Origin of the sequence: Streptomyces sp. NPDC032940, assembly GCF_040636935.1 — a bacterium.
Classification (GTDB): domain Bacteria; phylum Actinomycetota; class Actinomycetes; order Streptomycetales; family Streptomycetaceae; genus Streptomyces.
This window is the reverse complement of the sequence record NZ_JBEZVJ010000032.1, coordinates 23,526-48,602: the sequence shown is the minus strand read 5'-3', so window position 1 is coordinate 48,602 and position 25,077 is coordinate 23,526. Positions and strand designations below refer to the sequence as shown.

Genomic DNA, 25,077 nt, shown 5'->3' with positions numbered 1-25,077 from the left:
TCAGATCGGAAGCGTGACACGCATCACGAGCCCTCCGCCCTCACGCGGCTGCGCGTAGATGTGCCCGCCGTGCGCCCGGGCCACCGACCGCACGATGGACAGGCCGAGGCCGACCCCCTTGTCGCTGCCCGTGCGCTCCGTGCGCAGCCGCCGGAACGGCTCGAAGAGGTTGTCGATCTCGTACGCCGGCACGACAGGCCCCGTGTTGGTGACCACCAGGACCGCCTGGCCGTTCTCCACGGCCGTGGTGACCTCCACCCAGCCCTGTTCGGCCACGTTGTAGCGCACGGCGTTCTGCACCAGGTTCAGGGCGATGCGCTCCAGCAGCACGCCGTTGCCCTGGACCACCGCGGGCTCGCGTTCACCGGTGATCCGTACGCCCTTGGTCTCCGCCTCGGCGTTCACCTGGTCGATGGCCTGCCCGGCGACCTCGGCGAGGTCCACGGGCTTGCGCTCGACGATCTGGTTGTCGCTGCGGGCGAGCAGCAGCAGTCCCTCGACGAGCTGCTCGCTGCGCTCGTTGGTGGCCAGCAGCGTCTTGCCGAGCTGCTGGAGCTCCACCGGCGCGTTCGGATCGGACAGGTGCACTTCCAGCAGGGTGCGGTTGATCGCGAGCGGGGTGCGCAGCTCGTGCGAGGCGTTGCCGACGAAGCGCTGCTGGGCCGTGAAGGCCCGCTGGAGCCGCTCCAGCATGTCGTCGAAGGTGTCCGCCAGCTCCTTGAGCTCGTCGTCCGGGCCGTCCAGCTCGATGCGCCGGGACAGGTCGGAACCGGCCACGGCGCGCGCGGTGCGGGTGATCCGGCCCAGCGGCGACAGGACGCGCCCGGCCATGGCGTAGCCGAAGGCGAAGGCGATCACGGCGAGGCCGAGCAGGGCCAGCAGGGAGCGGCTGAGCAGGTTGTCCAGGGCGACCCGGCGCTGGTGGTCGATGCACTCGCTGATCGCCGCGTTGAACGTGGAGAGCGAGAGGTTGTTCGCGTTGTTGACGACCGGGCACTTGTCGCTGGAGACCTTGATGTCGGTGCCGCCGACGATCTTGAAGAGCGGTTCGTTGCCCGTGTTCAGCGCCTGTGCCGCCAGCAGGTAGATGATCGACAGCAGCAGGATGCCGGCGATCAGGAACATGCCTCCGTAGAGCAGCGTGAGCCTTATCCGGATGGTGGGGCGCAGCCACGGAAGAGGGGTCGCCGGGCGGGGGTCCCAGGTGGGCTTCGGAGGCGCCCCGGGGGGCGCGGGTGTCGTCGCCACGGTCGATCAGATCCGGTATCCGGAGCCGGGCACGGTGACGATGACGGGCGGCTCGCCGAGCTTGCGGCGCAGGGTCATCACCGTCACGCGCACGACGTTCGTGAACGGGTCGGTGTTCTCGTCCCAGGCCTTCTCCAGCAGCTGCTCCGCGGAGACGACCGCGCCCTCGCTGCGCATGAGCACCTCGAGCACGGCGAACTCCTTGGGGGCGAGCTGGACCTCCTTGCCGTCGCGGAAGACCTCGCGGCGGTTGGGGTCGAGCTTGATCCCGGCGCGCTCCAGAACGGGCGGCAGCGGCACGCTGGTGCGCCGGCCCAGCGCGCGTACGCGGGCGATGAGCTCGCTGAAGGCGAAGGGCTTGGGCAGATAGTCGTCGGCGCCGATCTCCAGGCCCTCGACCCGGTCGCTGACGTCGCCGGAGGCCGTGAGCATGAGCACGCGCGTGGGCATGCCCAGCTCGACGATCTTGCGGCAGACGTCGTCGCCGTGCACGAGGGGGAGGTCGCGGTCGAGGACGACCACGTCGTAGTCGTTGACGCCGATGCGCTCCAGGGCGGCCGCACCGTCGTACACGACGTCGACGGCCATGGCCTCCCGGCGCAGTCCGGTGGCCACCGCATCGGCGAGCAGCTGCTCGTCCTCGACGACGAGTACGCGCACGTCGCTTGTCCTTCCTGTGTCCACCCGCGCGGCGTCGCTCGGACGCACGCGGGCAGGGGGTCTCGTGGGTGTGTTGGCCTCCATCCTGCCCTTTTCGGTCATAAGTCGGCGGTAAGGCAGGTGAGGACCGGTGAGGGTCGCCCGTCGAGGGCCGGCCGGGCGCGGGCGGCCTCGCGGCCGGGCGCCGCGGGATGCCGGCCGGGCGAGGCGGTCCGGCGGGCGGCCGAGCGGTCCGGTGGACGGCCGGCTGTGGTGAAGGACGGGCGGCCGGAGAACGCGCGCCGGAGCGGGAATGGGGGATTTTCTCGTGCGGTTGAGGTTTCCGCGGGAGGGAGCCGGGGGAGGACGGCTTTACACCCCGCGATCACGCTCTGCCTGTACCGCACGCCACGCGGTGCGACGCGGTCCGCTTCCGCAGAGCGGGCGTGGGTGTCCGGCACCGTCGCCGCCCAGCAGGGCAGCGCTGGGCACTCCACCGGAGACGTGATCGCCCCTTCCGAACCGGCACACCCCCGTGCCACCGACCCACGACCCAGGACGAGGGGGCGCAGCATGGACGCTTTCACCGCAGGACTTCTGCAGCGCATACAGACGACCGAGTCCGACCTGTCCCGGGCCCGCGACGAGGGCGACGAGTTCCTCGTCGAGGTCGAGCTGGGTGAGCTCGACGATCTGCGCCGCCTCGCCGCCGAGCACGGTGTGGAGGTCAAAGCGACCGGCATCTGATCGGCTCGTGAAAGCGAAGGGGCCCCGGCGGGATCCAGCGCCGGGGCCCCTTCGCGTCGGGCTGTCGGAAGGCGTCGCGGGACGACGCCCCGGTCACGCGCCGAAGTCCACCAGGAGCCGCTGGAGGGGCTGGAAGACGTCGGGGGTGGCGGCGATCGTCAGATCGCGTGACGGGCGCTCCCCGGGGCGTCCGCCGGTCACGGCGCCCGCCTCCCGGGCGATCAGGTCGCCCGCCGCGAGGTCCCAGGGGTGCAGACCCCGTTCGTAGTAGCCGTCGAGGCGGCCCGCGGCCACGTCGCACAGGTCGATCGCGGCCGAACCGCCGCGCCGGATGTCCCGCACGAGCGGGATCAGGCGCCGCGCGATCTCGGCCTGCTCGGCGCGGACCTCGGCGACGTAGTTGAAGCCGGTGGAGACCAGCGCCTGGTCCAGCGGGGCCGCGGCCCGGCAGGCGAGCCGCCGTTCACCGCCCCAGGCTCCCGTGGCCCAGGCGCCGCCTCCCCGCACCGCCCAGTACGTCTCGCCCCGCATCGGGGCCACGACGACCCCGGCCACCCGCTCGCCGTCCTGTTCGGCGGCGATGGAGACCGCCCAGGTGGGCAGGCCGTACAGGTAGTTGACCGTGCCGTCGAGCGGGTCGATCACCCAGCGGACGCCGCTGGTGCCCTCGACGGCGGCGCCCTCCTCGCCGAGGAAGCCGTCGTCGGGCCTACGGTCGGCGATCAGGCCGGTGATCAGCTTCTCGGCGGCGATGTCCATCTCGGTCACGACGTCGATCGGGCTCGACTTGGTGGCCGCCACCCCGAGGTCGGCCGGGCGGCCGTCGCGCAGCAGTTCGCCCGCCCGGTGAGCGGCCTCCTGGGCGGTCTTCAGCAGCTCCGTGTGAAGGGGGTCGGTCGTCACGTCGGTCACGGGGCTCCTCAGGCGTAGGGGCTGTCTGCGCCCGCGGCGGCGGGCCGGGGGGCGCGGGCGGGGCAGCAGCCGGCCGGGCACAGGTTGTGGCTCGCGCCGAGCGCGCCCAGGGCACACGGCGCGGCCTCCTGGCCGCGCTCGACGGCCGCCCGCTCCAGGACGAGGTCGCGGACCGCGGCGGCGAAGCGCGGGTCGGCGCCGACGGTGGCCGAACGGCGCACCGGCAGCCCCAGCTCGGCGGCCTTGGCCGTGGCCTCCGTGTCGAGGTCGTAGAGGACCTCCATGTGGTCGGAGACGAAGCCGATGGGGGCCATCACCACGGCGGGGGCGCCGGCCGCGTGGCGCTCCTCCAGGTGGTCGCAGATGTCGGGCTCCAGCCACGGGATGTGGGGGGCGCCGGAGCGCGACTGGTACACGAGCTGCCAGGGGTGGTCGACGCCGGTGCGCTCGCGGACCGCGTCGGCGATCAGCCGTGCCACGTCCAGGTGCTGGCGGACGTAGGCACCGCCGTCGCCGTGCTCCTCGACGGGGCCGGAGGTGTCGGCCGCGGCGGTGGGGATCGAGTGGGTCGAGAAGGCGATGTGGGCGCCGTCCCGGACCTCCTCGGGGAGGTCGGCGAGGGACCGGACGACACCGTCGACCATGGGCTCGACGAAACCCGGGTGGTTGAAGTAGTGCCGCAGCTTGTCGATCTTCGGCAGCTCCAGGCCTTCCGCCTCCAGGGCTGCTAGCGCGTCCGCGAGGTTCTCGCGGTACTGGCGGCAGCCTGAGTAGGAGGCGTAGGCGCTGGTGGCGAGGACGAGGATGCGGCGGCGGCCGTCGCGGACCATGTCGCGCAGGGTGTCCGTCAGGTACGGCGCCCAGTTGCGGTTGCCCCAGTAGACCGGCAGGTCCAGGCCGTGCTCGGCGAAGTCCTTGCGGAGCGTGTCCAGCAGGGCGCGGTTCTGGTCGTTGATGGGGCTGACCCCGCCGAAGAGGAAGTAGTGCTGTCCGACTTCCTTGAGGCGTTCCTTGGGGATGCCGCGCCCTCGTGTCACGTTCTCCAGGAACGGGACCACGTCGTCCGGGCCCTCCGGGCCGCCGAACGAGAGCAGGAGCAGGGCGTCGTAGGGGCTGGCATCGAGCACGTCAGGCATGTGTCGATCCTGCCACCCGGCACTGACACAGGGCATCGGCGGGTGGTCGCGGTGTGTCCGCGGGGGTGCTTTCGGGGGACCCCGGCACGTAAGCTGTATCGACTGCGATCGCACCTTACTGAGCCCTTACCGGAGACCTCGTTGCCCAGCCCTTACCGCGCCCTGTTCGCCGCCCCCGGCAGCAAGGGCTTCTCCTTCGCGGGCTTCCTCGGCCGGATGCCGCTGTCGATGATGGGCATCGGCGTGGTGACGATGATCTCGCAGCTCACCGGCCGCTACGGCCTGGCCGGGGCGCTGTCGGCCACCATCGCGCTCGCCGCCGCGGTCGCCGGACCGCAGGTCTCGCGGCTGGTGGACCGGTACGGCCAGCGGCGCGTGCTGCGTCCGGCCACGCTGTTCTCGCTCGGCGCGGCGGCGGTGCTGCTGCCGGCCGCGCACTACGGCTGGCCCGACTGGGTGCTGTTCGCGTCCTGCGTGGGCATCGGCTGCGTGCCGAGCCTCGGTGCGATGGTCCGCGCGCGCTGGGCGGCCATCTACCGGGGCACCCCGCAACTGCACACCGCGTACTCCTTCGAGTCCGTGGTGGACGAGGTCTGCTTCATCTTCGGGCCGATCATCTCCATCGGTCTGTCCACGGCGTGGTTCCCGGAGGCCGGTCCGCTGCTGGCCGCGTGCTTCCTGGCGGCCGGCGTCTTCTGGCTGACCGCCCAGCGCGCCACCGAGCCCGTCCCGCATCCGCGCGAGGACAAGGGCCGCGGCGGCACCGCGCTCAGCTCCCGGGGGCTCCAGGTCCTGGTCGCCACGTTCGTCGCGACGGGCACGATCTTCGGGGCCGTCGACGTGGTCACCGTGGCCTTCGCGGAGGAGGAGGGGCACAAGGCGGCCGCCTCCCTGGTGCTCGCCCTGTACGCCGCGGGCTCCTGCACGGCGGCCATGGTCTTCGGTCTGCTGCGCTTCGCCGGACCGCCCGAGCGCCGCTGGCTGCTGGGCGTGTGTGCGATGGCCGTGAGTATGATCCCCCTCCTACTGGTCGGAAACCTGCCGTTTCTGGCCGCGGCGCTGTTCGTTGCGGGTCTGTCCATCGCTCCCACGATGATCACGACCATGTCCCTCATCGAAGAGCACGTACCACGCGCGCAGCTCACCGAGGGCATGACCTGGGTGAGCACCGGGCTCGCGGTCGGGGTCGCGCTCGGTTCGTCCGCGGGCGGCTGGGTGATCGACGCGGCCGGGGCGCGCGCGGGGTACTGGGTTCCGGCGGTGGCCGGGGCCGTCGCGGTCGCGGTCGGTTTCCTCGGGTACTGCCGGCTCAAGCGGCCGGCTCCGCGTCGGGGAGGGACCGTTGAGCAGCACACGCACGGCGAGCGGGAAGACGAGCGCGAAGAACCGCACATGGCGTAACTGGGGCGGCAACGTCAGCGCGCGTCCCGCGCGGGAGGTCGCTCCCGCGTCCGTCGACGAACTGGCGGACGCCGTGCGCCGGGCCGCCGAGGACGGGCTGCGGGTCAAGGCCGTCGGCACCGGGCACTCCTTCACGTCCATAGCGGCGACGGACGGCGTGTTGATCCGCCCTCATCTGTTGACCGGCATCCGTCGCATCGACCGCGACGCCATGACGGTGACGGTGGAGGCCGGCACCCCGCTCAAGAGGCTCAACGTGGCCCTCGCGCGCGAAGGGCTGTCGCTCACCAACATGGGCGACATCATGGAGCAGACGGTCTCCGGGGCCACCAGCACCGGCACCCACGGCACGGGCCGCGACTCGGCCTCGATCGCCGCCCAGATCAAGGCCCTGGAACTGGTCACGGCCGACGGCTCGGTGCTCCAGTGCTCGGAGTCGGAGAACCCCGAGGTCTTCGCCGCCGCCCGGATCGGTCTCGGCGCCCTCGGCGTCGTCACCGCGATCACCTTCGCCGTGGAGCCGGTCTTCCTGCTGACGGCCCGCGAGGAACCGATGCCGTTCGAGCGGGTCCTGGCCGACTTCGACGAACTGTGGGCCGAGAACGAGCACTTCGAGTTCTACTGGTTCCCGCACACCGGCAGCACCAACACCAAGCGCAACAACCGCAGCGCGGGCCCGGCCCGGCCGGTGGGCCGGCTGCAGGGCTGGTTCGACGACGAGTTCCTCTCCAACGGCGTCTTCCAGGCGGCCAACTGGGTCGGCCGAGCGGTGCCGGCCACCATCCCGGCGATCGCCCGGATCTCCAGCAAGGCGCTGTCCGCGCGGACGTACACCGACATTCCCTACGAGGTCTTCACCTCCCCGCGCCGGGTGCGGTTCGTGGAGATGGAGTACGCCGTTCCGCGCGAGGCCGTCGTCGAGACGCTGCGCGAGCTGAAGGCGATGGTCGACCGGTCGGGGCTGAGGATCAGTTTTCCGGTCGAGGTGCGGACGGCGCCGGCCGACGACATCACGCTGTCCACCGCCTCGGGCCGCGACAGCGCGTACATCGCCGTCCACATGTTCCGGGGCACGCCCTACCGGGCGTACTTCACCGCCGCCGAGCGCATCTTCACCGCGCACGAGGGGCGCCCGCACTGGGGCAAGGTGCACACGCGGGACGCCGAGTACTTCGCCGGGGTGTACCCGCGCTTCGGCGAGTTCACGGCGCTGCGGGACCGTCTTGACCCTGATCGCCGGTTCCAGAACGACTACTTGCGCCGGGTTCTGGGGCGGTAGCCGAGGCGTCGGGGGCCGGGCTCGTGCCGTCGCCGGACCCGTCGCCGCCGGTCGCGCTCGGCGTCGGGGCGGGGGCGGATCCGCCGCCGTCCTCCGTGGCGCCGCCGTCGGACGACGTGCCGCCCGGGGTCGGGGACCCGGTCTGCGCCGGGGTGTCGTCGCCGGACCCGGAATCGCCGGGGGCCTGCGAGTCCGCCGGGCCCGACGGGGCCGGGGAGTTTCCGGAGCCGCCGGAACCGCCCGGCCTGCCCGAGCCCGAACCGGACGTGCCGTGACCGGAGAAGGCGCTGCCGACGGTCGTCCGCTGATCACCGCTCAGGCTGTGACCGGAGACGACCTCGTAGACGGTGATGCCGCCCATGGTGACGCCGAAGACGAGGGCCGCCGCGAGCAGGGGCCGCTTCCAGCTTCTGCCCCGCGCGCGATAGACGGTGCCCTCGGTGAACTCGCCGGGCGCGGGCGCCGTTCGTCCACCGGGGTGTCCGGCGGCCGCCGCGACGCCGGCCTCGGCGGCGCGCCTGGTCCGCAGCTGCTCCGCGGTGCGCTTGAAGAAGTGCTGGAACACCGAACCGCCACAGGTGGCGACGACGCTGATCAGGCCGGCGCCGAGAATCGTGCCGTAGACGCCGAAGGAGGAGGCGAGTTTGGCCGCGACGACCGCCGCGAGGGCGCTGCCCGCGACCTGGGGCACGCTCAAGTCGATCCGCCTGGATTCCACCTCCGTACGCATGTCCGCTTCAGCGACGACTTCGGGCCTTTCACGCATTCCCAGACCTTGCCTGTCTTTCCCGTACGCGATCGATCAACTGCACGAGAAGGTGACGTACGGTCGAAACCATTAGTTCCGTTTCTGGTGATTCCGTGAAGTACGCCACGTGCGCGATCACGAAATCGCGCCAGGGGTGGCCAACTGGCCGCTCTTGCCGGAAGTCGCGCGGCGTGCCAATCCACGCAGGTGGCCCGAATGGAGTACTGTGGCGAGCCCTGGGTCCGGTCTCCCGACAGGGGGTTCAGGACCTCGAAGGACCGCCGGGAGGGGGCTAGTTGCACAGGGTGACGGAGTCGGTCACTTAGCGTGGCGAACAGGTAACCGTGCCATAACGGCGATCCAGGGCCCGCGCCCGACACGCCGGGCAACTCGGCAAGGTTGTGGCAGGCTGCACCCGGGCAGGCCACACTCGACAGAGCGGAAGCAGCGACGCACGTGACGTCGGCAGGCACCACCCGGGAGGTCCCCATGCCCGAACTGCGTGTCGTGGCCGTCTCGAATGACGGCACACGGCTGGTGCTGAAGGCTGCGGACAGCACGGAGTACACGCTTCCGATCGACGAGCGGCTCCGGGCCGCCGTGCGCGGCGACCGTCCCCGCCTCGGCCAGATCGAGATCGAGGTGGAGAGCCATCTCCGCCCCCGCGACATCCAGGCGCGTATACGAGCCGGTGCGACCGCGGAAGAGGTCGCCCAGATGGCCGGCATTCCCGTCGATCGCGTACGCCGGTTCGAGGGCCCCGTCCTCGCCGAGCGCGCCTTCATGGCGGAGCGGGCCCGCAAGACCCCCGTCCGCCGCCCCGGCGAGAACTCCGGGCCGCCCCTCGGCGAGGCCGTGCAGGAACGGCTGCTGCTGCGCGGCGCCGAGCGCGACAGCGTGCAGTGGGACTCGTGGCGCCGCGACGACGGCACCTGGGAGGTCCTGCTGGTCTACCTGGTCGCGGGCGAACCGCACTCGGCGAGCTGGACCTACGACCCGCCCCGGCGGCTCGTCCAGGCCGTCGACGACGAGGCGCGCGCGCTGATCGGCGAGACCGACGACCTCGCGGCGAACGAGCCGAGCTTCCCGTTCGTCCCGCGCATCGCACGGCTGCCGCGCGACCGGCCGCTGGACCGTACGCTCGACCGGGAGCACCGGGAGAGGCCGAGCCTGCCCGCGCAGCCGTCCGAGCCGGCCGAGGAGACCACGGCCACCGCGTCCGGCGAACGCGAGCGGGACTCGCTGACCAGTCTGCTGGAGGCGGTGCCGAGCTTCCGGGGCGATCTGGTGGTCCCCGAGCGGCCGCAGGAGCCGGCGGAGGAACCCGCCGAGGAGCCCGAGGTGGAGGAGCCCCCCGCCCCGGCGGCGTCGGCCGGTTCCGCCTACGCGGACGTGCTCATGCCGCGCTCCGTGGGCAGCCACCGGGACCGCCTCACCGGCTCCACCGACCGCCAGGCCGAGGCCGACGGCGTCCGTCCGGGGCGCCGCGCGGCGGTGCCGAGCTGGGACGAGATCGTGTTCGGGACACGGCGCAAGAAGCAGGAGTAGGCGGGCTGTCGTCTGCACGGGTCCGGGCCGCGCCCCACGACGGGGTGCGGCCCGGACCCGTGCGGGCGGACTACTGGGGGTCCGGCCCGACCGCCACCGGACGCTCGGGGTCCGACGACCACTCCGACCACGACCCCACGTACAGCGCGGCCGGGATGCCGGCCACCGCCAGCGCCAGCACCTCGTGGGCGCCGGAGACACCCGAGCCGCAGTACACGCCGACCTCGGTGCCGTCCGTCGCGCCCAGGGTCTCGAAGCGGGCGCGGAGTTCCTCGGCCGGCCGGAACCGGCCGTCCCGCGCCACGTTGTCCGTCGTCGGCGCCGACACCGCGCCCGGGATGTGCCCGCCGACCGGGTCGATCGGCTCGACCTCGCCCCGGTACCGCTCCCCCGCCCTGGCGTCGAACAGCACTCCGGACCGGGCCAGCGCGGCGGCCCCGTCCGCGTCCAGCAGCCCCGCCGCGCCCGGCGCCGGGACGAAGTCGCCCTCGTCGGGCACCGGGACGTCCGTGGACAGCGGCCCCTGCCAGGCGGGCAGTCCGCCGTCGAGGACCCGCACGTCCGGGTGGCCCGTCCAGCGCAGCAGCCACCAGGCGCGGGCGGCCGCCCAGCCCTGCCCGCCGTCGTAGACGACGACCGGCCGGGCCGACGACACGCCCGCGCGGCGCATCGCCGTCCCGAACTCCCCCACGTCCGGCAGCGGATGACGGCCACGGGCGCCCGGCGCGGAGGCGAGCTCCCGGTCCAGGTCGACGAAGACCGCGCCGGGGATGTGCCCGGCCGCGTACTCGGCCCGGCCGTCGAAGGGCGGCGCACCGGCCGCCTTCGCCGTGCTCAGCTGCCAGCGGACGTCGAGCAGCACGGGCGGGTTGGCACCCGCGAGCCCGCCCGCGAGTTCGGTTGCGGAGATGATGGCGTTCATGGCCCCATCCTGGCGTACCGAGTGGCCGCCGCGTCGATGTCCGGCTACTCTGCCCGCCGGACAGTACCGATCACGGGGCGTACGGATCCGGGCACATGCTGTACTGCCCGAGCCGCGGGCCGGTCTCCGGGGCACGCGGCACCGGGCCCGGGCGGCATCGGCACGAGGGGCCGACGGAGCGCAAGGCGGACGCACGGCCCGCACAGGGCCGAGAAGAGAGTGACCATGACCGATGCACGGGGCCCGGCCGGCCGCGGCGGCGAGACGCACGTCCGGCGCGCACCCGGCACGCCCTGCTGGGTGAGCCTGATGGTGCACGGGCCGGACGCGACCCAGGGGTTCTACGGAGCGCTGTTCGGCTGGGAGTTCCGGCCCGGACCGCAGCAGCTCGGCCCCTACGCGCGGGCGCTGCTCGACGGGCGCGAGGTGGCGGGCATCGGCCGGCTGCCCCCGGACCGCCACCTGCCCATCGCCTGGACCCCGTACCTCGCCTCCGACGACGTGAACCGCACGGCCGAAGCGGTGCGCGCGTGCGGCGGTACGGTGGGCGTGGGTCCGCTGGACGCGGCCGAGGCCGGGCGCCTGGCCATCGGCTCGGACCCGTCGGGCGCCGTCTTCGGCGTCTGGCAGGCCGCCGCCCACCTCGGCACCGCCGTCACCGGTGAGCCGGGAACGCCCGCGTGGAACGAGCTCACGACCTTCGAGGCGGCGAGCGTCGCCAAGTTCTACGAGACGGTGTTCGGCTTCGAACTGGAACCGGCGGCCGGTGACGGCGTCGACCGCGTCACCCTCCGCCTGGACGGCCTTCCCGTCGCCGGCATCCACGGCATCGGCGACGCCCTGCCCCGCGAACGGGGGCCGCACTGGACGACGTACTTCCAGGTGGCCGACATCGGGGAGTCCCTCGAGCTGCTGACCGCGCTGGGCGGGCACGTCCTGGAGCCGGCCCGGGACACCTCCCGCGGCCGGGTGGCGTCGGTGGCGGATCCGGAGGGGGCGCGGTTCGCGCTGCTGCAGAGCCCCGGATGACGGGCCCGGGCACCCGCGTCAGACGGTGACCCGGACCGTCTCCACCCAGGCCGGGGGCCGGGGCGCGCCGTCGCCGATCAGGGCCGCGACCAGACGGCAGGACGGGGTCTCGGCGGGCCAGGGCGTGTGGCCGTCGGTGAGGACGACGACGATGGACGGGCGGTCCCGGGCCGCGAGCGCGGCGTCGATGCCGACGCACATGTCGGTGCCGCCACCGCCGCCGAGGACGACCTGTTCGGCGGAGGTCACCCGGGACACGGCGTGCACGTCGGCGTCGCAGGCGAGGACGGTGACGCGGTTGCCGCGCACGCCGACCTCGCGCAGCACTCCCGTGATCTCCCCGAGGGCGGCGGCGAGTTCGGCGTCGCCCATCGAGCCCGAGGTGTCGACGACGACGGCCACCCGGGGCAGGGGGCGGCGCAGGCTGGGCAGGACGACGCCGCGCAGTGCCGGGGTGCGGCGCGACGGGCGGCGGTAGGTGTAGTCGACGGCGCCGCCGGCCCACGCCGCGGCCTCCCGGACGGCGCCGGAGAGGGCCTGCCGCCAGTCCACCCTGGGTTCCAGGACCTCCTCGGCCCAGCGCTGCCAGCCCGCGGGGAGGGAGCCCCGGGCGCGCTGGTGGGCGCGCATCGCCTCGGCGGTGTGCCGGCGCAGCGCCCGGGCCTCGGCCTCCCCGAGCGGGACGGGGCCTCCGGACGCCGGGAGTTCCCAGGGTGCCGGGCGGCCGTGGGCGCCCGAGCCGCAGTCGTGGACCCGTACCTCCGGGGGCAGTCGGTCCAGGTACGTCTCGAACAGCTGCCCGTCGGGCAGGCCGAAGAGACGGGGCTCGACGCGTCCGGCGGGCAGGCGCAGGCCGTCGGCGAGGAGGTCGTCGTTGATCTCGCAGTCCTGGGCGACGTTGACGCGGTACCCGTCGCGCTGTGCGGCGGCGGTGAGCCGGCCGGCGCGGCCGTGGTGGTCGCGCAGCAGGTGCGCCGCCTCGTGGATCCAGACGCCGGCGAGTTCCTCGACGGGCGTGGCGGCCACGAAGGCGGGCGACACGTAGCAGCGCCAGTGCCGGTCCACGCCCATCGTCTCCACCTCGGCACTGGGCACGATGGTCAGGGCGTACAGGGCCGACGCCAGGTAGGGCCGGTCGTGCGCCGCGCGGTAGCGGGCGGCGAGCAGCTTCGTCCGGTCCAGCTCCGCGCGGGAGGCCGCCATGTCCGCGGGCCTCACCGGCTGCCGGGCAGTGCCCCGGACATCTGGAGGAGGTCCAGGAACCCGTCGATGCCGGGCGGCACGGGCCAGTCCAGCCGGCGCATCGCCGCCAGATCGGCGGCGGCCCGGGCGGCCACGTCCGGTACGCCGGCGTCCACGGCCTTGGCGAGGACCGTCCAGCCGGCCTCCCAGCGGGGCCGGGTGGGCTCGCTCTGGATGGCGGCGACCACCGCGATGAGGAAGGCCAGTTGCCGGTCGCCGCGCTCGGGCAGGGCGAAGGCGTCGGGGTCGGCGAGGACCCGCTCGGGGTCCGGCAGATCCAGGTGCTCCAGGTACGACAGCAGCTCGATGCCCGCGCCGTCCCCGACGGCACCGGTGAGCGCGGCTGCCACCGCCTCGCGGCCGGCGCCGGTCGCGTAGCCCGTCGCGAGCAGCCGCAGCGCCATCTCCCAGGTCCGCGGGGACGGCCAGGACCGGCCCCGGCTCTCGGCGTCCTCGGGGATGTGGTGGACCAGGCCCGGGCGGGCGGTGAGGAAACCGGAGACGGCGCCGCGGGCCCGTGCGACGGCGCCGGGCACCTTCGCCGGATCGACCTGCGGGACGGCCGCCTCCGGCCAGGTGCCGGCCATGCCGCGGGCGACCGTGGCGGCGTCGTGGGTCCAGTGGAGGTGGACGAAGCGGTTGGCGAGGGGCGGGCTGAGGTGCCAGCCGTCGGCGGCGCTGGAGGGCGGGTTGGCGGCGGCGACGATGCGTACCGCGTCGGGCAGGACGAGGCTGCCGACCCGGCGTTCGAGGACGACCCGCAGCAGCGCGGCCTGCACGGCCGGGGGCGCGGAGGACAGCTCGTCGAAGAAGAGCAGGCCCTGGCCGGTGCGCTCGAGCCGGACCGCCCAGTCGGGCGGGGCCATCGGCACTCCGGTCCTCGCCGGGTCGTCCCCGACGATCGGCAGCCCGGCGAAGTCCGAGGGCTCGTGCACGCTGGCGATGACCGTCTCCAGCCGCAGGCCCAGTCCGGCGGCGAGCTGCTCCAGGGCGGCCGACTTGCCGATGCCCGGCTCGCCCCAGAGCAGGACGGGCTGGTTCGCCGTCACCGCGAGGGCCAGCGCCTCCAGTTGGTGATTGGCGGCGGGTTCGGTGCGCCGGGTGCGCAGCCGAGCTGCGAGGTCGTCCGCGGCGGCCAGCGGGGCCGGAGCCGTGCGGGAAGCCGGGGCGGTGTGGGCGGCGGGCGCGGTGCTCAACGGTCCTCGTCCTCGTACTCGTCGTTGTCGTCCATCATCTCGTCCCACCAGCGGGCGCCGAGGCCCGGATGCTCCTTCCGCACCCGTTGCCGCAGGAAGGCCAGGTCGGAACGCTTGTACCGGCGGATGATCTGGGCCAGCGAGTACTCGGAGTCGTCGACCACGTCGATGCGCGCGCCGGCCGCGAGGAACGCCTCGACCAGGGCCCGGGAACCCCCGTCGTTGACCGCCGTGAACAGCGGTGTGCGGTCCCGGCTGTCGCGGGCCTCGAGGTCGAGCCCCTCCTCGAGCAGCCGGGGCAGCAGCACCTCGTGGTCGACCAGGTGGAGGACGTGCAGCAGGGACCGCTGGGAGGCGTCGCGCACCCGGGGGTCCACGCCCGCGTCGAGGAGTTCGAGCACACCGTGGGTGTCGCCGTGCTGGGCGCGCAGGAACAGGTCGCGCAGCTGGGCGCGGAGGGCCCGCGGGAGCCGGCCGGTGCCCGACGCCCACGTCTGCTGGACGGCGAAGCACCCGGCGACGGCGCCGCCGAACGCGCGCAGGGCCCGCTCGCGCTGCTGCTCCTCGTCGCTGTGCGGCATGCGGAGCAGCCCGTCGCCGTGGCGGAAGCCCACCTCGTGCCACTCGCCGCGGCAGCGGACCCGGACGGGCGCCGGCGCGTCGGGACCCGGCGGGCCGACGGTCCCTCCGGAGACCGTCAGGGCGGGGAACAGCGACTCGCGGACCAGCGGGTGCAGGTGTGCGGGCTCGACTCCGCCCATGCGCAGCAGGTCGAGGTCGGGGAGCCTGCGCCAGAGCTCCTCGGTGAGGAGAGGGACACCCTCGGTGTCCTTCCGGTCGACGGCGCTGAGCCGGAGCCCGGCGCCGGAGCCGACCGGCTCCAGCAGGAAGTTCGTCCGCCAGCGGCCGTCGATGAGGAAGGCGCCGCCGACGCCCGCATCCGCGAGTCGGCGGACCTCCGGCTCCAGGCGGGTGCAGGCGACCGCGAGCCGGCGCAGGAAGCCTTCCGGGTTGCCCTGGCGCTGTGCGCGTTCGCTCGGCGGGACGAGGTCGGCCTCGACGCCGGCTGCCGCGAGGGCCTCGAGGACCGCACCGCGTTGATGCAGCAGGGTGGTCCATTCGGCGCGAGCCGCCGGGTCGGCGGGGCCGGGGTCCGCCGTGGGCAGTTCCTCCGCCGTGCGCGGCCTGCCGTCGGGGTGGAAGAACGGCGGCCGCTCGCCGCCGCCGCATCGTTCGAGCAGTTCCCCGCTGTGGCGCGCGTCCCAGAGGTGGCGGGCGTGACGCCAGTCCCTGATGCCCCATCCGAAGACGCCGGCGGCGGTCTCCCCGGCGACCGTCTCGAAGCGCAGGGTGACACGCTGCGGGCCCTGGAGCATCGGGGGCGTGGTGACGTGGAGATACGGCGTGGTCAGGGGGCGTTCGGCGGCGCCCACCGGCCGGTAACGGGCGAGGACCACGGTCCGGTCGGTGAGGAGGGTGGTCCATCCGCCCAGGACGCGGGGCAGGTGCCAGCGCAGCAGGTCCGGGACCAGGTGGCGCAGGTCGTCCTCCAGGGCCTCGGCCATCTCCTCGCCGCAGTGCCCGGCGACCTCCGTGAGGTCGAAGGCGACGTCCACACCGGCCGCCGCACAGGCGCCTCGCCAGTCACCGGCCGCACGGCGTTCCGCCGCGTGCTCGATCATCCTCCGGGGCACCGCGTAACGGCGGATCCTCCGCCAGGTCGCCGCCTCCGTCCGTGACAGACACGGCACTCCGAAGTGCGGGCTCACCGGTAGACACTTCCTATCGCGCCGAGGTCGGGATGGGCACCGGCGGCGGGCCGCAGGCGCCTGGTCAGGGACCGCTTCACCTTGCGGGGCAGGCCGGGGCCCAGACCGACGTACTCCAGGGGTGAGCCGTCCGGCACGGCTGCCAGCAGGGACTTCGCGCCCCGCCCGGTGAGTCCGGTGTGGCGCAGTTCGAGGCGGCGCAGCGGGCTGCCGCGCAGGGCGGCCGCCAGGGCTCGGGCGCCTTCGTCGCCGGTGGCGTTGGCGGGGGCGCCGAGGCTCCGCTCCGAGGGCGGCCGGCCCAGGTCGAGCGTCTCGATGCCGTCCAGGGCAGCGGCGAGGGCGCGCGCTCCGGCGGGGCCGATCCCGTTGCCGCCCAGCCCGAGCCGCACGGGGCGTCCGGGGTCCGCCGCGGCGGCGAGGACGGCGGCGCCCTCGTCGCCGAGGTGGTTGGCGGGCAGGTACAGCTCGCGCACGCCGGCGTCACGGATCAGCGCGGCCAGCAGCTCGGCGGCGTCGGCGGTCAGGCCGTTCCCGCCGAGGAAGAGGCGTTCCACCGGAAGCGGGCGGCCGGTGAGGGCGTCGAGCAGGGCGCGCAGCCCCGTCGTGGTGAGGCCGGTGTTGACCAGGTCGAGGGTGCGCACCGTGGTGTTGCGGCGGAGCATCGCGGCGAGGGCGCGGGTACCGTCGTCGCCCACCGGGTTGCGCTTGAGCCACAGGGCGCGCACGGTCGCGTCCGCCGACAGCGCGTCGGCGAGCGCGGCGGCGCCGTCCGGGCCGATGCGGTTGCAGCCGAGGTAGAGCGTGTGCAGGCCGTGGCCGTCGCCGAGGGCCCGGGCGACCGTCGACGCGCCTTCGTCGCCGATGGCGTTGGTGCCGAGCAGGACGTGCCGGGCATGCGGTGATGCGGCGGCGTCGGGCATCAGTCGGGCGGCGCCGGCCGCTCCGAGGCCCTGCTTGCAGAGGTCGACGCGGCCGTCCGCGCGCAGGGTGCCGACCGGGAAGGTCTCGTCGGACTCCGGCGCCCGCTCCGACCTCAGCCGGGCCAGCAGCGGGTCCAGGCCGGCGGGGTCGCCGATCGGGATGTCCGGGTGCTCGATCGCCGGGCAGCGCACGGGTGTCGGCTGCGTCATCACCACTCCACCGGTCCGTCGCCGGTGCCCGGCGTGCCGAGGACGGCAGCGCCCTCCGCCCGCCCGGGACGGACCGACGCCAATCAACTCTCTGCAATGACAAGGGTGGCAAGGCCGGTCGGATTCGAACCGACGTCCTCCAGCTTGGTGCGTGGGCGCGACGACCTCTGCGCTACGGCCTTGCCGGGGTGATCATATCCTCGCCCGTCCTCCATGTGATCACTTGTTCGACCACGGATTGCTCAGTGGCCGCGCCGGTGCAGCCTCAGGTCCGTGACGACGGGGCGGTGGTCCGACGCCTCGGTCGCCACCTCGTGGGCGCCGGCCACGGTGACGTCCGGCGAGACGGTGACCAGGTCGATGCGCTTGACCGGGTCGGTAGCGGGGTACGTCGCTCCCCCGTCGGGGGCGGCGTCGCGCAGGCTGTCCCACAGCGGGGCCAGTTCGGGGGCCGAGGGCTCGGCGTTGAAGTCGCCGACGAGGACCTTCGGTCCGCGGTCGGCGGCCAGCACCTCGAGCATGTCGTCCACCTGGGCCGCCCGGATCGAGGGGTCGGCGCGGTAGTCGAGGTGCGTGACGTAGACGTGCGGGTGCGCGCCCCGCACGTCGAGCGTCACCTCGGCGAAGCCGGGCGCCGGGGCGGGCAGCGGATCGGAGGTCTGGGTGGAGAGGCGGGTGATCTCGTGGTTCTCCGCCTTCAGCACCGGATAGCGGCTCAGCACGGCGACGCCGTAGCGGCGGCGCTCCGCGCCCGGGGTGGCCGGGTCCAGGTCGTAGATCGGCGCGAAGTACGCCCGCATGCCCAGCTTCTCGGCCAGTGCCCGGGCCTCGTCGGCGAAGTCGCTGCGCGTACCCCAGTGCACGTCGACCTCCTGGAGGCCGATGACGTCGGCCCGCAGACCGCGTACGGCGGCGGCGGTGCGGTCGAGGTCGAAGACCTGGTCGGCGCCGGCTCCGGCGTGGATGTTGTAGGTGGCCACCCGCAGGGGCACCTCCGGGGCTCTGGACCCGGGGGTGTCCCCGGAGAGGGCGGATGCCGGCGCCGCGGCGCCGAGCAGGGCGGCGGCGAGGACGGCGGCGAAGGTGCTGCGGGCGCGGAGGGGACGTCGGGAGCGGGGCTGCATGCCTTCTCCGATCACGTGGAAGCGGGACGGGAACAGTGACGCGCACCTCCTGACGGCACGTCAACCCCGCCCCGCGGGCAGCCCTCCCGTCAGACCGGGGTGACGGGCAGCACGTCCGGCGACAACGGTGCCGCATGGGCCGTCGCCGCCGTCATCCGGCGCCGGTGGTGGCGTCGGCACAGCACCTCGTACCCGACCTCGTCGGGGGACTGCGCGACGTCACCGACCACCACCTGGGCGCCCTCGACGACCATGACGCCGCCGACGGTGCGGGCGTTGTGCGTGGCGCGGGCGCCGCACCAGCACAGGGCCTCCACCTGGAGCACCTCGACGCGGTCGGCGAGTTCGACCAGCCGCTGGGAACCGGGGAACAGCTTGGAGCGGAAGTCGGTCGTGATGCCGAAGGCGTACACGTCGAGTTCGAGGTCGTCGACGACGCGCGCGAGCTGGTCGATCTGGTCCGGCGCGAGGAACTGCGCCTCGTCCGCGATCACGTAGTCCACGCGGCCGCCCTGGGAGAGGTGGTCGACGACGTGGGCGTACAGGTCGTGCCCGTCCTCGACCTCCACCGCGTCGGTGACGAGACCGAGCCGGGAGGAGAGCTTGCCCTCGCCGGCGCGGTCGTCGCGCGTGAAGATGATGCCCGCGAGACCCCGCGCCGAGCGGTTGTGCTCGATCTGGAGAGCCAGTGTCGACTTCCCGCAGTCCATCGTTCCGGAGAAGAACACCAGCTCGGGCATGAGGGGTTGAGCACCTTTCGGCAGGGAGGTCGGATGGGGAGCGGGGCGTCAGGAACGGACTTCGAGCAGGGGGACGAGCTGCTCGGCGGGGGTCATCGAACCGTGGTTGCCGACCATCGCCGACTCCCTCGGCTCCCGCTCGGAGGCGATGAGCAGGACGTCGTCGCGCGCGGCGGCCACCACGTCGCCGATGCGGCCGTACACCCGGTCGTCGATGCGGGGGCCGAACCAGCCGGCCTCGATCGCCTCGTCGCGGGACGCCACCCAGAACTGTTCGCCGAGCACCTCGCGCCAGCAGGTCAGCACGTCGGCGTGGGCGCCGGGGACGGCGTACACGTGCCGGGCGCGGCCCTCGCCGCCGAGGAGGGCGACGCCCGCCTTCAGCTCCCAGTCCTCGTCGAAGTCGATGCGGTGGTCCTCGTCGAAGGGCACGTCGATCATGCCGTGGTCGGCGGTGACGTAGAGGGCGCTGCGCGGCGGCAGCTGCTCGGCGAGGCGCTGGGCCAGCCGGTCGACGTGCATCAGCTGGCCGCGCCAGGTGTCGGAGTCCAGGCCGTAGCGGTGGCCGGCGCCGTCGACCTCGGCGTAGTACGTGTAGACGAGGGCGCGGTCGGCGGCGGCCAGCTGCTCGGCCGCGAGGTCCATGCGCTCCTCGCCGGAGAGCCGGCCGTGGAAGCTGCCCCCGCTGAGGGCGACCTTCGTCAGCGGGGTGTTCGCGAAGGTCGGCGAGGAGACCTGGGCGGCGTGCACACCGGCCTGCTGGGCGAGGCCGAAGACGGTGGGATACGGCTGCCAGGCGGCCGGCGGGGTCCAGGGCTGCCAGCGCAGCTGGTTCATCAGCGCGCCGGTGTCCGGATTGCGCACGGTGTAGCCGGGCAGCCCGTGGGCGCCGGGGGGCAGGCCGGTGCCGACGGAGGCGAGGGAGGTGGCGGTGGTCGCCGGGTAGCCGGCGGTGATCGGGCGTCCCGTGCCACCGCGTGAGCTGCCGAGCAGGGAGTTCAGGAACGGAGCCTCGTCGGGGTGGGCCCGCAGCTGCTCCCAGCCGAGGCCGTCGATCAGGAAGACGCAGTTCCGGTCGGCGGGGGTCAGCTCCGTGATCGCCGCGGTCATGCCGGGGACGCCGAGGCCGGCCGCCAGTGTGGGCAGCAGGTCGGCGAGGGAGCCGGTGCCGTACTCGGGCACGGGGGCGGAGTCGACGGGGAGCGGTTCCGGGTAGGTGTCCCAGGTGGCGTGCTGCGCCATCAGCGGGGGGAGTCCGCGGTCGCCTCGGAGAGGGCCTGGGCGAAGGCGAGCGCCTGGCGCACCGTCTCGGGGCCGTCCCCGGCCTCGCTGACGCGCAGGCTCAGGTCGTCGGCGGTCGAGCCGCCGGTGTAGCCGTGGTCGGCCTCGCAGTTCGGGTCGCCGCAGGCGGCGGGCTCCAGGTCGAGGCGGGAGACGGCGCCCCAGCCGATGGTCAGCACGATCTCGCGGGGCAGGGTGCCGGGCTTGTACTGCTCGGGGTTGGCGACCACGCGGCTGACGACGATGGACGAGATCCGGCCGAGCTTGACGGACTCCGTGGACGTCGTGGCGTAGGGCGTCGGGGAGGTGTCGTCGGCGGCCTGCTCGTCGGTGTGGCTGACGATGAAGCGGTTGCCGGTGAGCACCAGCACGGTCACGTGCCGGCGCACCTCGTTCTGGTCGAAGGTGGTCTCCTGGTGGACCAGGTACGACCGGATGGGCTCGCCGCCCACGGCGGTCTCCACCGCCTCGGCCACGAGGGCCGGGTAGTAGCCGCTGCGCTCGATCGCCGCTCGCAGCCCCTGGGTCGTCGTACTGGTCTTGGCCATGACGTCCATCCTACGGGGGCCCGCTGACTGCGCGGGACGCCCGTGCGGTCAGCCGTGCGACAGCCGCGCGCTTCGCGCGAGCGGTTCCCGTGCGGTTCGTCCGTGCGGCTGCGCGCGTGGTCGTCGTGCCGTTCGCCCGTGCCGCTCCGCGGACGTCCGTCGTGCGGCTCCGCGCGCGTCAGTACGCCGGCAGCGTCCGGGGGCCGAGATCGTCCCGGGCGGGAGGGAACGCGAGGCGGACGGAGGCGCCGAGGACGCTCAGTCCGTGCGGGGCGACGACGACCGGTTCCAGAGTGACCGCGACGACCTCCGGGTGGTCGTCCACCAGCCGGGAGACCCGCAGCAGCAGCTCCTCCAGGGCGGCGGCGTCGACCGGGGCCGAGCCGCGCCAGCCGAAGAGGAGGGGCGCGGTGCGGATCGAGCGGATCAGTGAGGTGGCCTCGCGGTCGGTGACCGGGATCAGCCGGTGCGCCATGTCCCCCAGGAGCTGGGTGGCCGCCCCGGCGAGCCCGAAGGAGAGCACCGCGCCGGCCGCCGGGTCGATGACCGCCCGGACGACCGTGTCGACGCCGCGCGGTGCCATGCCCTGCACCACCGGCCGCAGCTCCTCGGGCCTGCCGAAGAGCTCGGTCAACTCGGCGTACGCCCGGCGCAGTTGCTCCTCGTCCGCGAGGTCCAGGCGTACGCCGCCCAGGTCTGCGCGGTGACGCAGGTGCGGGGCGGTGGCCTTGAGGGCGACGGGGTAGCCGAGGGTGCCGGCGGCGGCCACGGCGTCGTCGGGGGTGGGCGCGGGCAGGGCGCGGTGCACGCGGATGCCGTACCTGGCGAGCAGCTCGCAGGTGTCGTCGGCGCCGAGCGCGAGTCCCTGCGCGCGCGTGAGGTGGCCGGCGATCAGCTCGGCGGCGCCCTTCTCGTCGATGTCGTCGTACTCCGGGACCCGGCCGGGGTCGGCGGCGTCGCGGCGCCACTGGGCGTAGGCGACGGCCTCGCCGAGGGCGCGGACGGCGCGCTCGGCGGCGGGGTAGGCGGGGATGAGGCGGGCCCCCTCGGGAGCCTCGACGGCCTCCGCGGGCGCTGTGGTCCCGGTGGTCTCGGCGTGCGGCTGCGCACTGGAAGCACCGTCCGGCGTGTTCGGGAGCGGCGTGCCCGAGACCGCCTGCGGTGCGGTGCTCGCCGCGGCGGACAGGGCCTGGGCGAGGCCGCCCAGCTCCACGTGCACGACGAGGACGGGCTTGTCGGGCACCGCGGCCGCCGCCGAGCGCAGCGCCTCGGCCAGCGCCGCGTCCCCGGCCGCGCCCTCGCCCACCGTCGGGATGGCGGTCACCACCACCGCGTCGTTGGTGTCGTCGGCCAGGGCGCGGGACAGGGCCGCGTGGAAGTCCTGCGCGGAGGCCGCCGTCGTCAGGTCGAGCGGCGGGTGCGGACGCAGCCCTTCCGACAGGCACGCGTCGTAGGTGAGCAGGCCCAGCGACTCCGAGTTCCCGAGGATCGCCACGCGTGGCCCCGCGGGCAGCGGCTGGCGGGCGAGCAGCAGGCCCGCGTCGACCAGGTCGGTGATCGTGTCGACGCGGATCACCCCGGCCTGCCGCAGCAGCGCGGAGACCGTCGCGTGGGGCAGCCGCGTCGCCCGTACGGCGTGGCCCTGCGGCGCGACGCCGCCGTGCCGGGCGCCCTGCACCACGACCAGCGGCTTGACGGCCGCCGTGCGCCGGGCGAGGCGGGTGAACTTGCGGGGGTTGCCGATGGACTCCAGGTACATCAGCGCGACGTCGGTCTCCGGGTCGTCGTACCAGTACTGGAGGACGTCGTTGCCCGAGACGTCGGCCCGGTTGCCGGAGGAGACGAAGGTGGACACGCCGGTGACGCCGGTGACCCCGCCGCCGCGCCGGTGCAGCCGGGAGAGCAGGGCGATGCCGATGGCGCCGGACTGGGCGAACAGGCCGATCCGGCCCGGGCGGGGCATCTCCGGGGCGAGGGAGGCGTTGAGCCGCACCTCGGGAGAGGTGTTGATGATCCCGAAGGCGTTCGGGCCGATGATCCGCATCCCGTACGTGCGCGCCTGGCGCACGAGGGCGCGCTGGCGCTCCCGCCCCTCGGGGCCGCTGTCCGCGTACCCGGCGGTGATCACCACGAGGCCCTGCACGCCGTGCTCGCCGCACTCGGTGACGACCTCGGGCACGTGCTCGGCGGGCACGGTGACGACGGCGAGGTCGACGGGGCCGTCGACCTCGCGCACCGAGCGGTGGGCCGGCACCCCGTCGAGCTCCTTCAGGTCCTCGGGGAAGGCCTTGTTCACGGCGTGGAGCCGGCCGGTGTAGCCGGCGTCCCGGAGGTTGCCGAGGACGCTGCGGCCGACGCCGCCGGGGGCGCGGCCGGTACCGACGACGGCGACGGAGCCGGGCTGCAGCAGACGCTGCACCGAGCGGGCCTCCGCGCGCTGCTCCCGCGCGTACTGCACGGCGAGCGAGCGGTCGGTGGGCTCGAGGTCGAACTCCAGGCGGACCACGCCGTCCTCGAAGCTGCGCTTCTGGGTGTACCCGGCATCCATGAACACCTTGATCATTTTGGTGTTCGCGGGCAGCACCTCGGCGGCGAAGCGCCGGATGCCGCGCTCCCGGGCGACGGCCGCGATGTGCTCCAGGAGCGCGGAGGCGACGCCCCGGCCCTGGTGGGCGTCCTGGACGAGGAAGGCGACCTCGGCCTCGTCGGCCGGGGACGACGCGGGCGCTCCCCCGGCGCCGATCCGGTCGTAGCGTACGGTGGCGATGAACTCGCCGCCGATCGTGGCCGCGAGTCCCACCCGGTCCACAAAGTCGTGGTGCGTGAAGCGGTGGACGTCCTTGGCGGACAGGCGAGGGTACGGCGCGAAGAAGCGGTAGTACTTCGACTCGTCGGAGACCTGCTCGTAGAAGCTGACCAGGCGCTCGGCGTCATCAACGGTGATGGGGCGGACGCGCGCGGTGCCGCCGTCGCGCAGCACCACGTCGGCCTCCCAGTGGGCGGGGTACTCGTGCCGGTCCGACGAGGTCTGCATGGGCCCCAGAGTACGGCTCGCGTACGACAACGGCGCGGGGCAGTCTGTGGAGGACGGAAGGTCGGGCCGAGGCCGCGGTCCGACGACCGCCCCGGGCGGCGCACAGCCGTCCGGCCATGCTTCACGATGTGGGAAACTGGTCTAGACAACCTGCACACCTGAAGGGCAGCAACACATGGCTGAGCGCCGCGTCAACGTCGGCTGGGCCGAGGGTCTCCACGCCCGCCCCGCCTCCATCTTCGTCCGAGCCGCCACGGCCACAGGCGTCCCGGTGACGATCGCCAAGGCCGACGGCAACCCCGTCAACGCGGCCTCCATGCTGGCCGTCCTGGGCCTGGGCGCCCAGGGCGGCGAGGAGATCGTCCTCGCCTCCGACGCCGAGGGCGCGGACGCCGCCCTGGACCGGCTGGCGAAGCTGGTCTCCGAGGGTCTCGAGGAGCTCCCCGAGACCGTCTGATGTGACGGCACACGGAAAAGGCCCGCCGGGAAAACCGGGCGGGCCTTTTCCTTTTCCCTTTTCGGGCAGCGAAGAACAGCCCCTGCATTGCCCTTCTTTTGTATACGGCACCCGTGTTAATTCCGCAGGGTCGAAATGTTTACGGGACGTTGCGCGTTCCTCACACCGTCCGGGCTGTCGCCCGGGACGAAGCGCAGCCGGTGCGCCGCCGCCGACCGTTCGACGTGCAGCGCCATGAGCGCCCGCGCGCGGTCTCCGTCGCCGCGTGCCACGGCGTCGACGACCGCGCCGTGCTCCGCCCAGTGCTCCGCCGCGCCGTGCGGCGTCTCCACGAGGTACATCCAGTCGATCTTGCGGCGCAGCTGGGTCAGCATCGCCGTGAGCGAGGGGCTGCCGGCCGCCCGTGCGAGGGTCTCGTGGAACCAGCCGCCCAGCGCGCGCAGGTCCTCGCCGTGACCCTGCCGCGAACGCTCCTGACCCAGCCTGACCAGGCCGCGCAGCACCTTGAGATGGGCCTCGGTGCGGCGCCGGGCCGCGCGGGATGCGCCGAGGGGCTCCAGCAGCGTGCGGGTCTCGAGCAGGTCGGCGGCCTCCTGCTCGGTCGGTTCCGCGACGCACGCGCCCGCGTGCCGCCGGGTCACCACGAAGCCCTCGGCCTCCAGGGTGCGCAGCGCCTCGCGGACGGGGACGCGGGAGACGCCGTAGCGGCGGGCGAGCAGTTCCTCGGTGAGCCGGCTGCCGCGGCCGTGGACACCGGCGACGATGTCGTCCCTGATCGCCGTGCACACCGAGTGTGCCGGAATACGCATGTCCGACCTCCGCCTTGATCCCCGTGAAACGTCGACGATGGACGCGTGTTTTCGTGACTCTAGGCCAATGAGCCGCGCTTTCGGACGGCGGGCGGGAATTCAGGGATATTTTTTGGGCATTCACGTTTCGGAAACGGG

The 25,077-nt window shown here is 73.9% G+C and carries 22 protein-coding genes and 1 pseudogene; 6 read left to right on the top strand and 17 right to left on the bottom strand.

From position 1 onward, the window contains the following. Together AB0E77_RS29100 and AB0E77_RS29095 are read right to left on the bottom strand one after the other, a co-directional pair. On the bottom strand, positions 1–1,248 hold the full coding sequence (locus tag AB0E77_RS29100; RefSeq protein WP_361576275.1) for a HAMP domain-containing sensor histidine kinase: 1,248 nt from the start codon (positions 1,246–1,248) through the stop codon (positions 1–3). 6 nt (positions 1,249–1,254) lie between these two features. After that, positions 1,255–1,908, bottom strand: coding sequence for a response regulator transcription factor (locus AB0E77_RS29095; protein ID WP_003993508.1), 654 nt, complete (start codon positions 1,906–1,908; stop codon positions 1,255–1,257). 552 nt (positions 1,909–2,460) lie between these two features. Between AB0E77_RS29095 and AB0E77_RS29090 the strand changes: the two genes are divergently transcribed. Further along, positions 2,461–2,634, top strand: a complete 174-nt coding sequence (locus AB0E77_RS29090; protein WP_361576272.1) for a hypothetical protein — start codon at positions 2,461–2,463, stop codon at positions 2,632–2,634. Positions 2,635–2,727: 93 nt separating this feature from the next. On the opposite strand, the gene AB0E77_RS29085 is transcribed toward AB0E77_RS29090, so the two are convergent. Next, complete coding sequence (locus AB0E77_RS29085; protein WP_361576269.1) at positions 2,728–3,546, bottom strand: inositol monophosphatase family protein; 819 nt, start codon at positions 3,544–3,546, stop codon at positions 2,728–2,730. Between the two features lie 8 nt (positions 3,547–3,554). Then, positions 3,555–4,682: a ferrochelatase gene (locus AB0E77_RS29080; protein ID WP_361576266.1), complete on the bottom strand. Its 1,128-nt coding sequence runs from the start codon at positions 4,680–4,682 to the stop codon at positions 3,555–3,557. Positions 4,683–4,823: 141 nt separating this feature from the next. On the opposite strand from AB0E77_RS29080, the gene AB0E77_RS29075 reads away from it, so the two are divergent. Together AB0E77_RS29075 and AB0E77_RS29070 are read left to right on the top strand one after the other, a co-directional pair. Then, positions 4,824–6,083 (top strand): MFS transporter, encoded by a 1,260-nt coding sequence (locus tag AB0E77_RS29075; RefSeq protein WP_361576263.1) that lies wholly within the window; start codon positions 4,824–4,826, stop codon positions 6,081–6,083. Continuing rightward, positions 6,025–7,362: a D-arabinono-1,4-lactone oxidase gene (locus tag AB0E77_RS29070; protein WP_361576260.1), complete on the top strand. Its 1,338-nt coding sequence runs from the start codon at positions 6,025–6,027 to the stop codon at positions 7,360–7,362. The genes AB0E77_RS29075 and AB0E77_RS29070 overlap by 59 nt, the downstream gene beginning before the upstream one ends. Here the strand turns inward: AB0E77_RS29070 and AB0E77_RS29065 are convergent. Continuing rightward, positions 7,286–8,128, bottom strand: a complete 843-nt coding sequence (locus AB0E77_RS29065) for a hypothetical protein (RefSeq protein WP_361576257.1) — start codon at positions 8,126–8,128, stop codon at positions 7,286–7,288. The genes AB0E77_RS29070 and AB0E77_RS29065 overlap by 77 nt on opposite strands. A 471-nt stretch (positions 8,129–8,599) precedes the next feature. Between AB0E77_RS29065 and sepH the strand changes: the two genes are divergently transcribed. After that, positions 8,600–9,658, top strand: coding sequence for a septation protein SepH (gene sepH / locus AB0E77_RS29060; protein ID WP_361576254.1), 1,059 nt, complete (start codon positions 8,600–8,602; stop codon positions 9,656–9,658). Between the two features lie 70 nt (positions 9,659–9,728). On the opposite strand, the gene AB0E77_RS29055 is transcribed toward sepH, so the two are convergent. Then, positions 9,729–10,580 carry a sulfurtransferase gene (locus AB0E77_RS29055; protein ID WP_361576251.1) on the bottom strand — a complete coding sequence of 284 codons (852 nt, stop codon included), beginning with the start codon at positions 10,578–10,580 and terminating at the stop codon, positions 9,729–9,731. Positions 10,581–10,805: 225 nt separating this feature from the next. Between AB0E77_RS29055 and AB0E77_RS29050 the strand changes: the two genes are divergently transcribed. Further along, positions 10,806–11,609, top strand: coding sequence for a VOC family protein (locus AB0E77_RS29050; protein ID WP_361576248.1), 804 nt, complete (start codon positions 10,806–10,808; stop codon positions 11,607–11,609). A gap of 18 nt (positions 11,610–11,627) precedes the next feature. On the opposite strand, the gene AB0E77_RS29045 is transcribed toward AB0E77_RS29050, so the two are convergent. From AB0E77_RS29045 to AB0E77_RS29000, 10 genes and pseudogenes are all read right to left on the bottom strand, one after another. Next, positions 11,628–12,812: a VWA-like domain-containing protein gene (locus AB0E77_RS29045; RefSeq protein ID WP_361576245.1), complete on the bottom strand. Its 1,185-nt coding sequence runs from the start codon at positions 12,810–12,812 to the stop codon at positions 11,628–11,630. An 11-nt stretch (positions 12,813–12,823) separates the two neighbouring features. Continuing rightward, positions 12,824–14,047, bottom strand: a complete 1,224-nt coding sequence (locus tag AB0E77_RS29040; RefSeq protein ID WP_361576242.1) for a sigma 54-interacting transcriptional regulator — start codon at positions 14,045–14,047, stop codon at positions 12,824–12,826. Then, the gene (locus AB0E77_RS29035) at positions 14,044–15,729 is read right to left on the bottom strand and encodes an ankyrin repeat domain-containing protein (RefSeq protein WP_361576239.1); all 1,686 of its coding nucleotides are present in this window, start codon (positions 15,727–15,729) and stop codon (positions 14,044–14,046) included. The genes AB0E77_RS29040 and AB0E77_RS29035 overlap by 4 nt, the downstream gene beginning before the upstream one ends. Before the next feature lie 83 nt (positions 15,730–15,812). After that, positions 15,813–16,946 (bottom strand): gala protein, encoded by a 1,134-nt coding sequence (locus tag AB0E77_RS29030; protein WP_361576236.1) that lies wholly within the window; start codon positions 16,944–16,946, stop codon positions 15,813–15,815. 106 nt (positions 16,947–17,052) lie between these two features. Beyond that, positions 17,053–17,128, bottom strand: a pseudogene (locus tag AB0E77_RS29025). A gap of 60 nt (positions 17,129–17,188) precedes the next feature. Further along, a complete protein-coding gene (locus AB0E77_RS29020) occupies positions 17,189–18,070 on the bottom strand; it encodes an endonuclease/exonuclease/phosphatase family protein (RefSeq protein WP_361576233.1) in 882 nt (293 codons plus the stop codon). 89 nt (positions 18,071–18,159) lie between these two features. Beyond that, positions 18,160–18,810: a thymidine kinase gene (locus tag AB0E77_RS29015; protein WP_361576230.1), complete on the bottom strand. Its 651-nt coding sequence runs from the start codon at positions 18,808–18,810 to the stop codon at positions 18,160–18,162. Positions 18,811–18,858: 48 nt separating this feature from the next. Next, positions 18,859–20,052: a nucleotide pyrophosphatase/phosphodiesterase family protein gene (locus AB0E77_RS29010; RefSeq protein WP_361576227.1), complete on the bottom strand. Its 1,194-nt coding sequence runs from the start codon at positions 20,050–20,052 to the stop codon at positions 18,859–18,861. Further along, a complete protein-coding gene (locus AB0E77_RS29005; RefSeq protein ID WP_361576225.1) occupies positions 20,052–20,648 on the bottom strand; it encodes a DUF5998 family protein in 597 nt (198 codons plus the stop codon). The genes AB0E77_RS29010 and AB0E77_RS29005 overlap by 1 nt, the downstream gene beginning before the upstream one ends. Before the next feature lie 169 nt (positions 20,649–20,817). Then, complete coding sequence (locus AB0E77_RS29000) at positions 20,818–23,673, bottom strand: GNAT family N-acetyltransferase (RefSeq protein WP_361576222.1); 2,856 nt, start codon at positions 23,671–23,673, stop codon at positions 20,818–20,820. A 175-nt stretch (positions 23,674–23,848) separates the two neighbouring features. Between AB0E77_RS29000 and AB0E77_RS28995 the strand changes: the two genes are divergently transcribed. Then, positions 23,849–24,130: an HPr family phosphocarrier protein gene (locus AB0E77_RS28995; RefSeq protein WP_019755624.1), complete on the top strand. Its 282-nt coding sequence runs from the start codon at positions 23,849–23,851 to the stop codon at positions 24,128–24,130. A 116-nt stretch (positions 24,131–24,246) separates the two neighbouring features. Here the strand turns inward: AB0E77_RS28995 and AB0E77_RS28990 are convergent, their stop codons facing one another. Continuing rightward, on the bottom strand, positions 24,247–24,939 hold the full coding sequence (locus tag AB0E77_RS28990) for a GntR family transcriptional regulator (RefSeq protein ID WP_361576219.1): 693 nt from the start codon (positions 24,937–24,939) through the stop codon (positions 24,247–24,249). Between the last annotated feature and the right edge of the window lie 138 nt (positions 24,940–25,077).

Coding starts and splice junctions, on each gene's coding strand:
- AB0E77_RS29030 (WP_361576236.1), bottom strand. CDS start 16,946: ATGACGCAGCCGACACCCGTGCGCTGCCCGGCGATCGAGCACCCGGAC.
- AB0E77_RS29035 (WP_361576239.1), bottom strand. CDS start 15,729: ATGATCGAGCACGCGGCGGAACGCCGTGCGGCCGGTGACTGGCGAGGC.
- AB0E77_RS29050 (WP_361576248.1), top strand. CDS start 10,806: ATGACCGATGCACGGGGCCCGGCCGGCCGCGGCGGCGAGACGCACGTC.
- AB0E77_RS29080 (WP_361576266.1), bottom strand. CDS start 4,682: ATGCCTGACGTGCTCGATGCCAGCCCCTACGACGCCCTGCTCCTGCTC.
- AB0E77_RS29000 (WP_361576222.1), bottom strand. CDS start 23,673: ATGCAGACCTCGTCGGACCGGCACGAGTACCCCGCCCACTGGGAGGCC.
- AB0E77_RS29055 (WP_361576251.1), bottom strand. CDS start 10,580: ATGAACGCCATCATCTCCGCAACCGAACTCGCGGGCGGGCTCGCGGGT.
- AB0E77_RS29065 (WP_361576257.1), bottom strand. CDS start 8,128: ATGCGTGAAAGGCCCGAAGTCGTCGCTGAAGCGGACATGCGTACGGAG.
- sepH (WP_361576254.1), top strand. CDS start 8,600: ATGCCCGAACTGCGTGTCGTGGCCGTCTCGAATGACGGCACACGGCTG.
- AB0E77_RS29005 (WP_361576225.1), bottom strand. CDS start 20,648: ATGGACGTCATGGCCAAGACCAGTACGACGACCCAGGGGCTGCGAGCG.
- AB0E77_RS29015 (WP_361576230.1), bottom strand. CDS start 18,810: ATGCCCGAGCTGGTGTTCTTCTCCGGAACGATGGACTGCGGGAAGTCG.
- AB0E77_RS28995 (WP_019755624.1), top strand. CDS start 23,849: ATGGCTGAGCGCCGCGTCAACGTCGGCTGGGCCGAGGGTCTCCACGCC.
- AB0E77_RS29090 (WP_361576272.1), top strand. CDS start 2,461: ATGGACGCTTTCACCGCAGGACTTCTGCAGCGCATACAGACGACCGAG.
- AB0E77_RS28990 (WP_361576219.1), bottom strand. CDS start 24,939: ATGCGTATTCCGGCACACTCGGTGTGCACGGCGATCAGGGACGACATC.
- AB0E77_RS29045 (WP_361576245.1), bottom strand. CDS start 12,812: ATGGCGGCCTCCCGCGCGGAGCTGGACCGGACGAAGCTGCTCGCCGCC.
- AB0E77_RS29020 (WP_361576233.1), bottom strand. CDS start 18,070: ATGCAGCCCCGCTCCCGACGTCCCCTCCGCGCCCGCAGCACCTTCGCC.
- AB0E77_RS29010 (WP_361576227.1), bottom strand. CDS start 20,052: ATGGCGCAGCACGCCACCTGGGACACCTACCCGGAACCGCTCCCCGTC.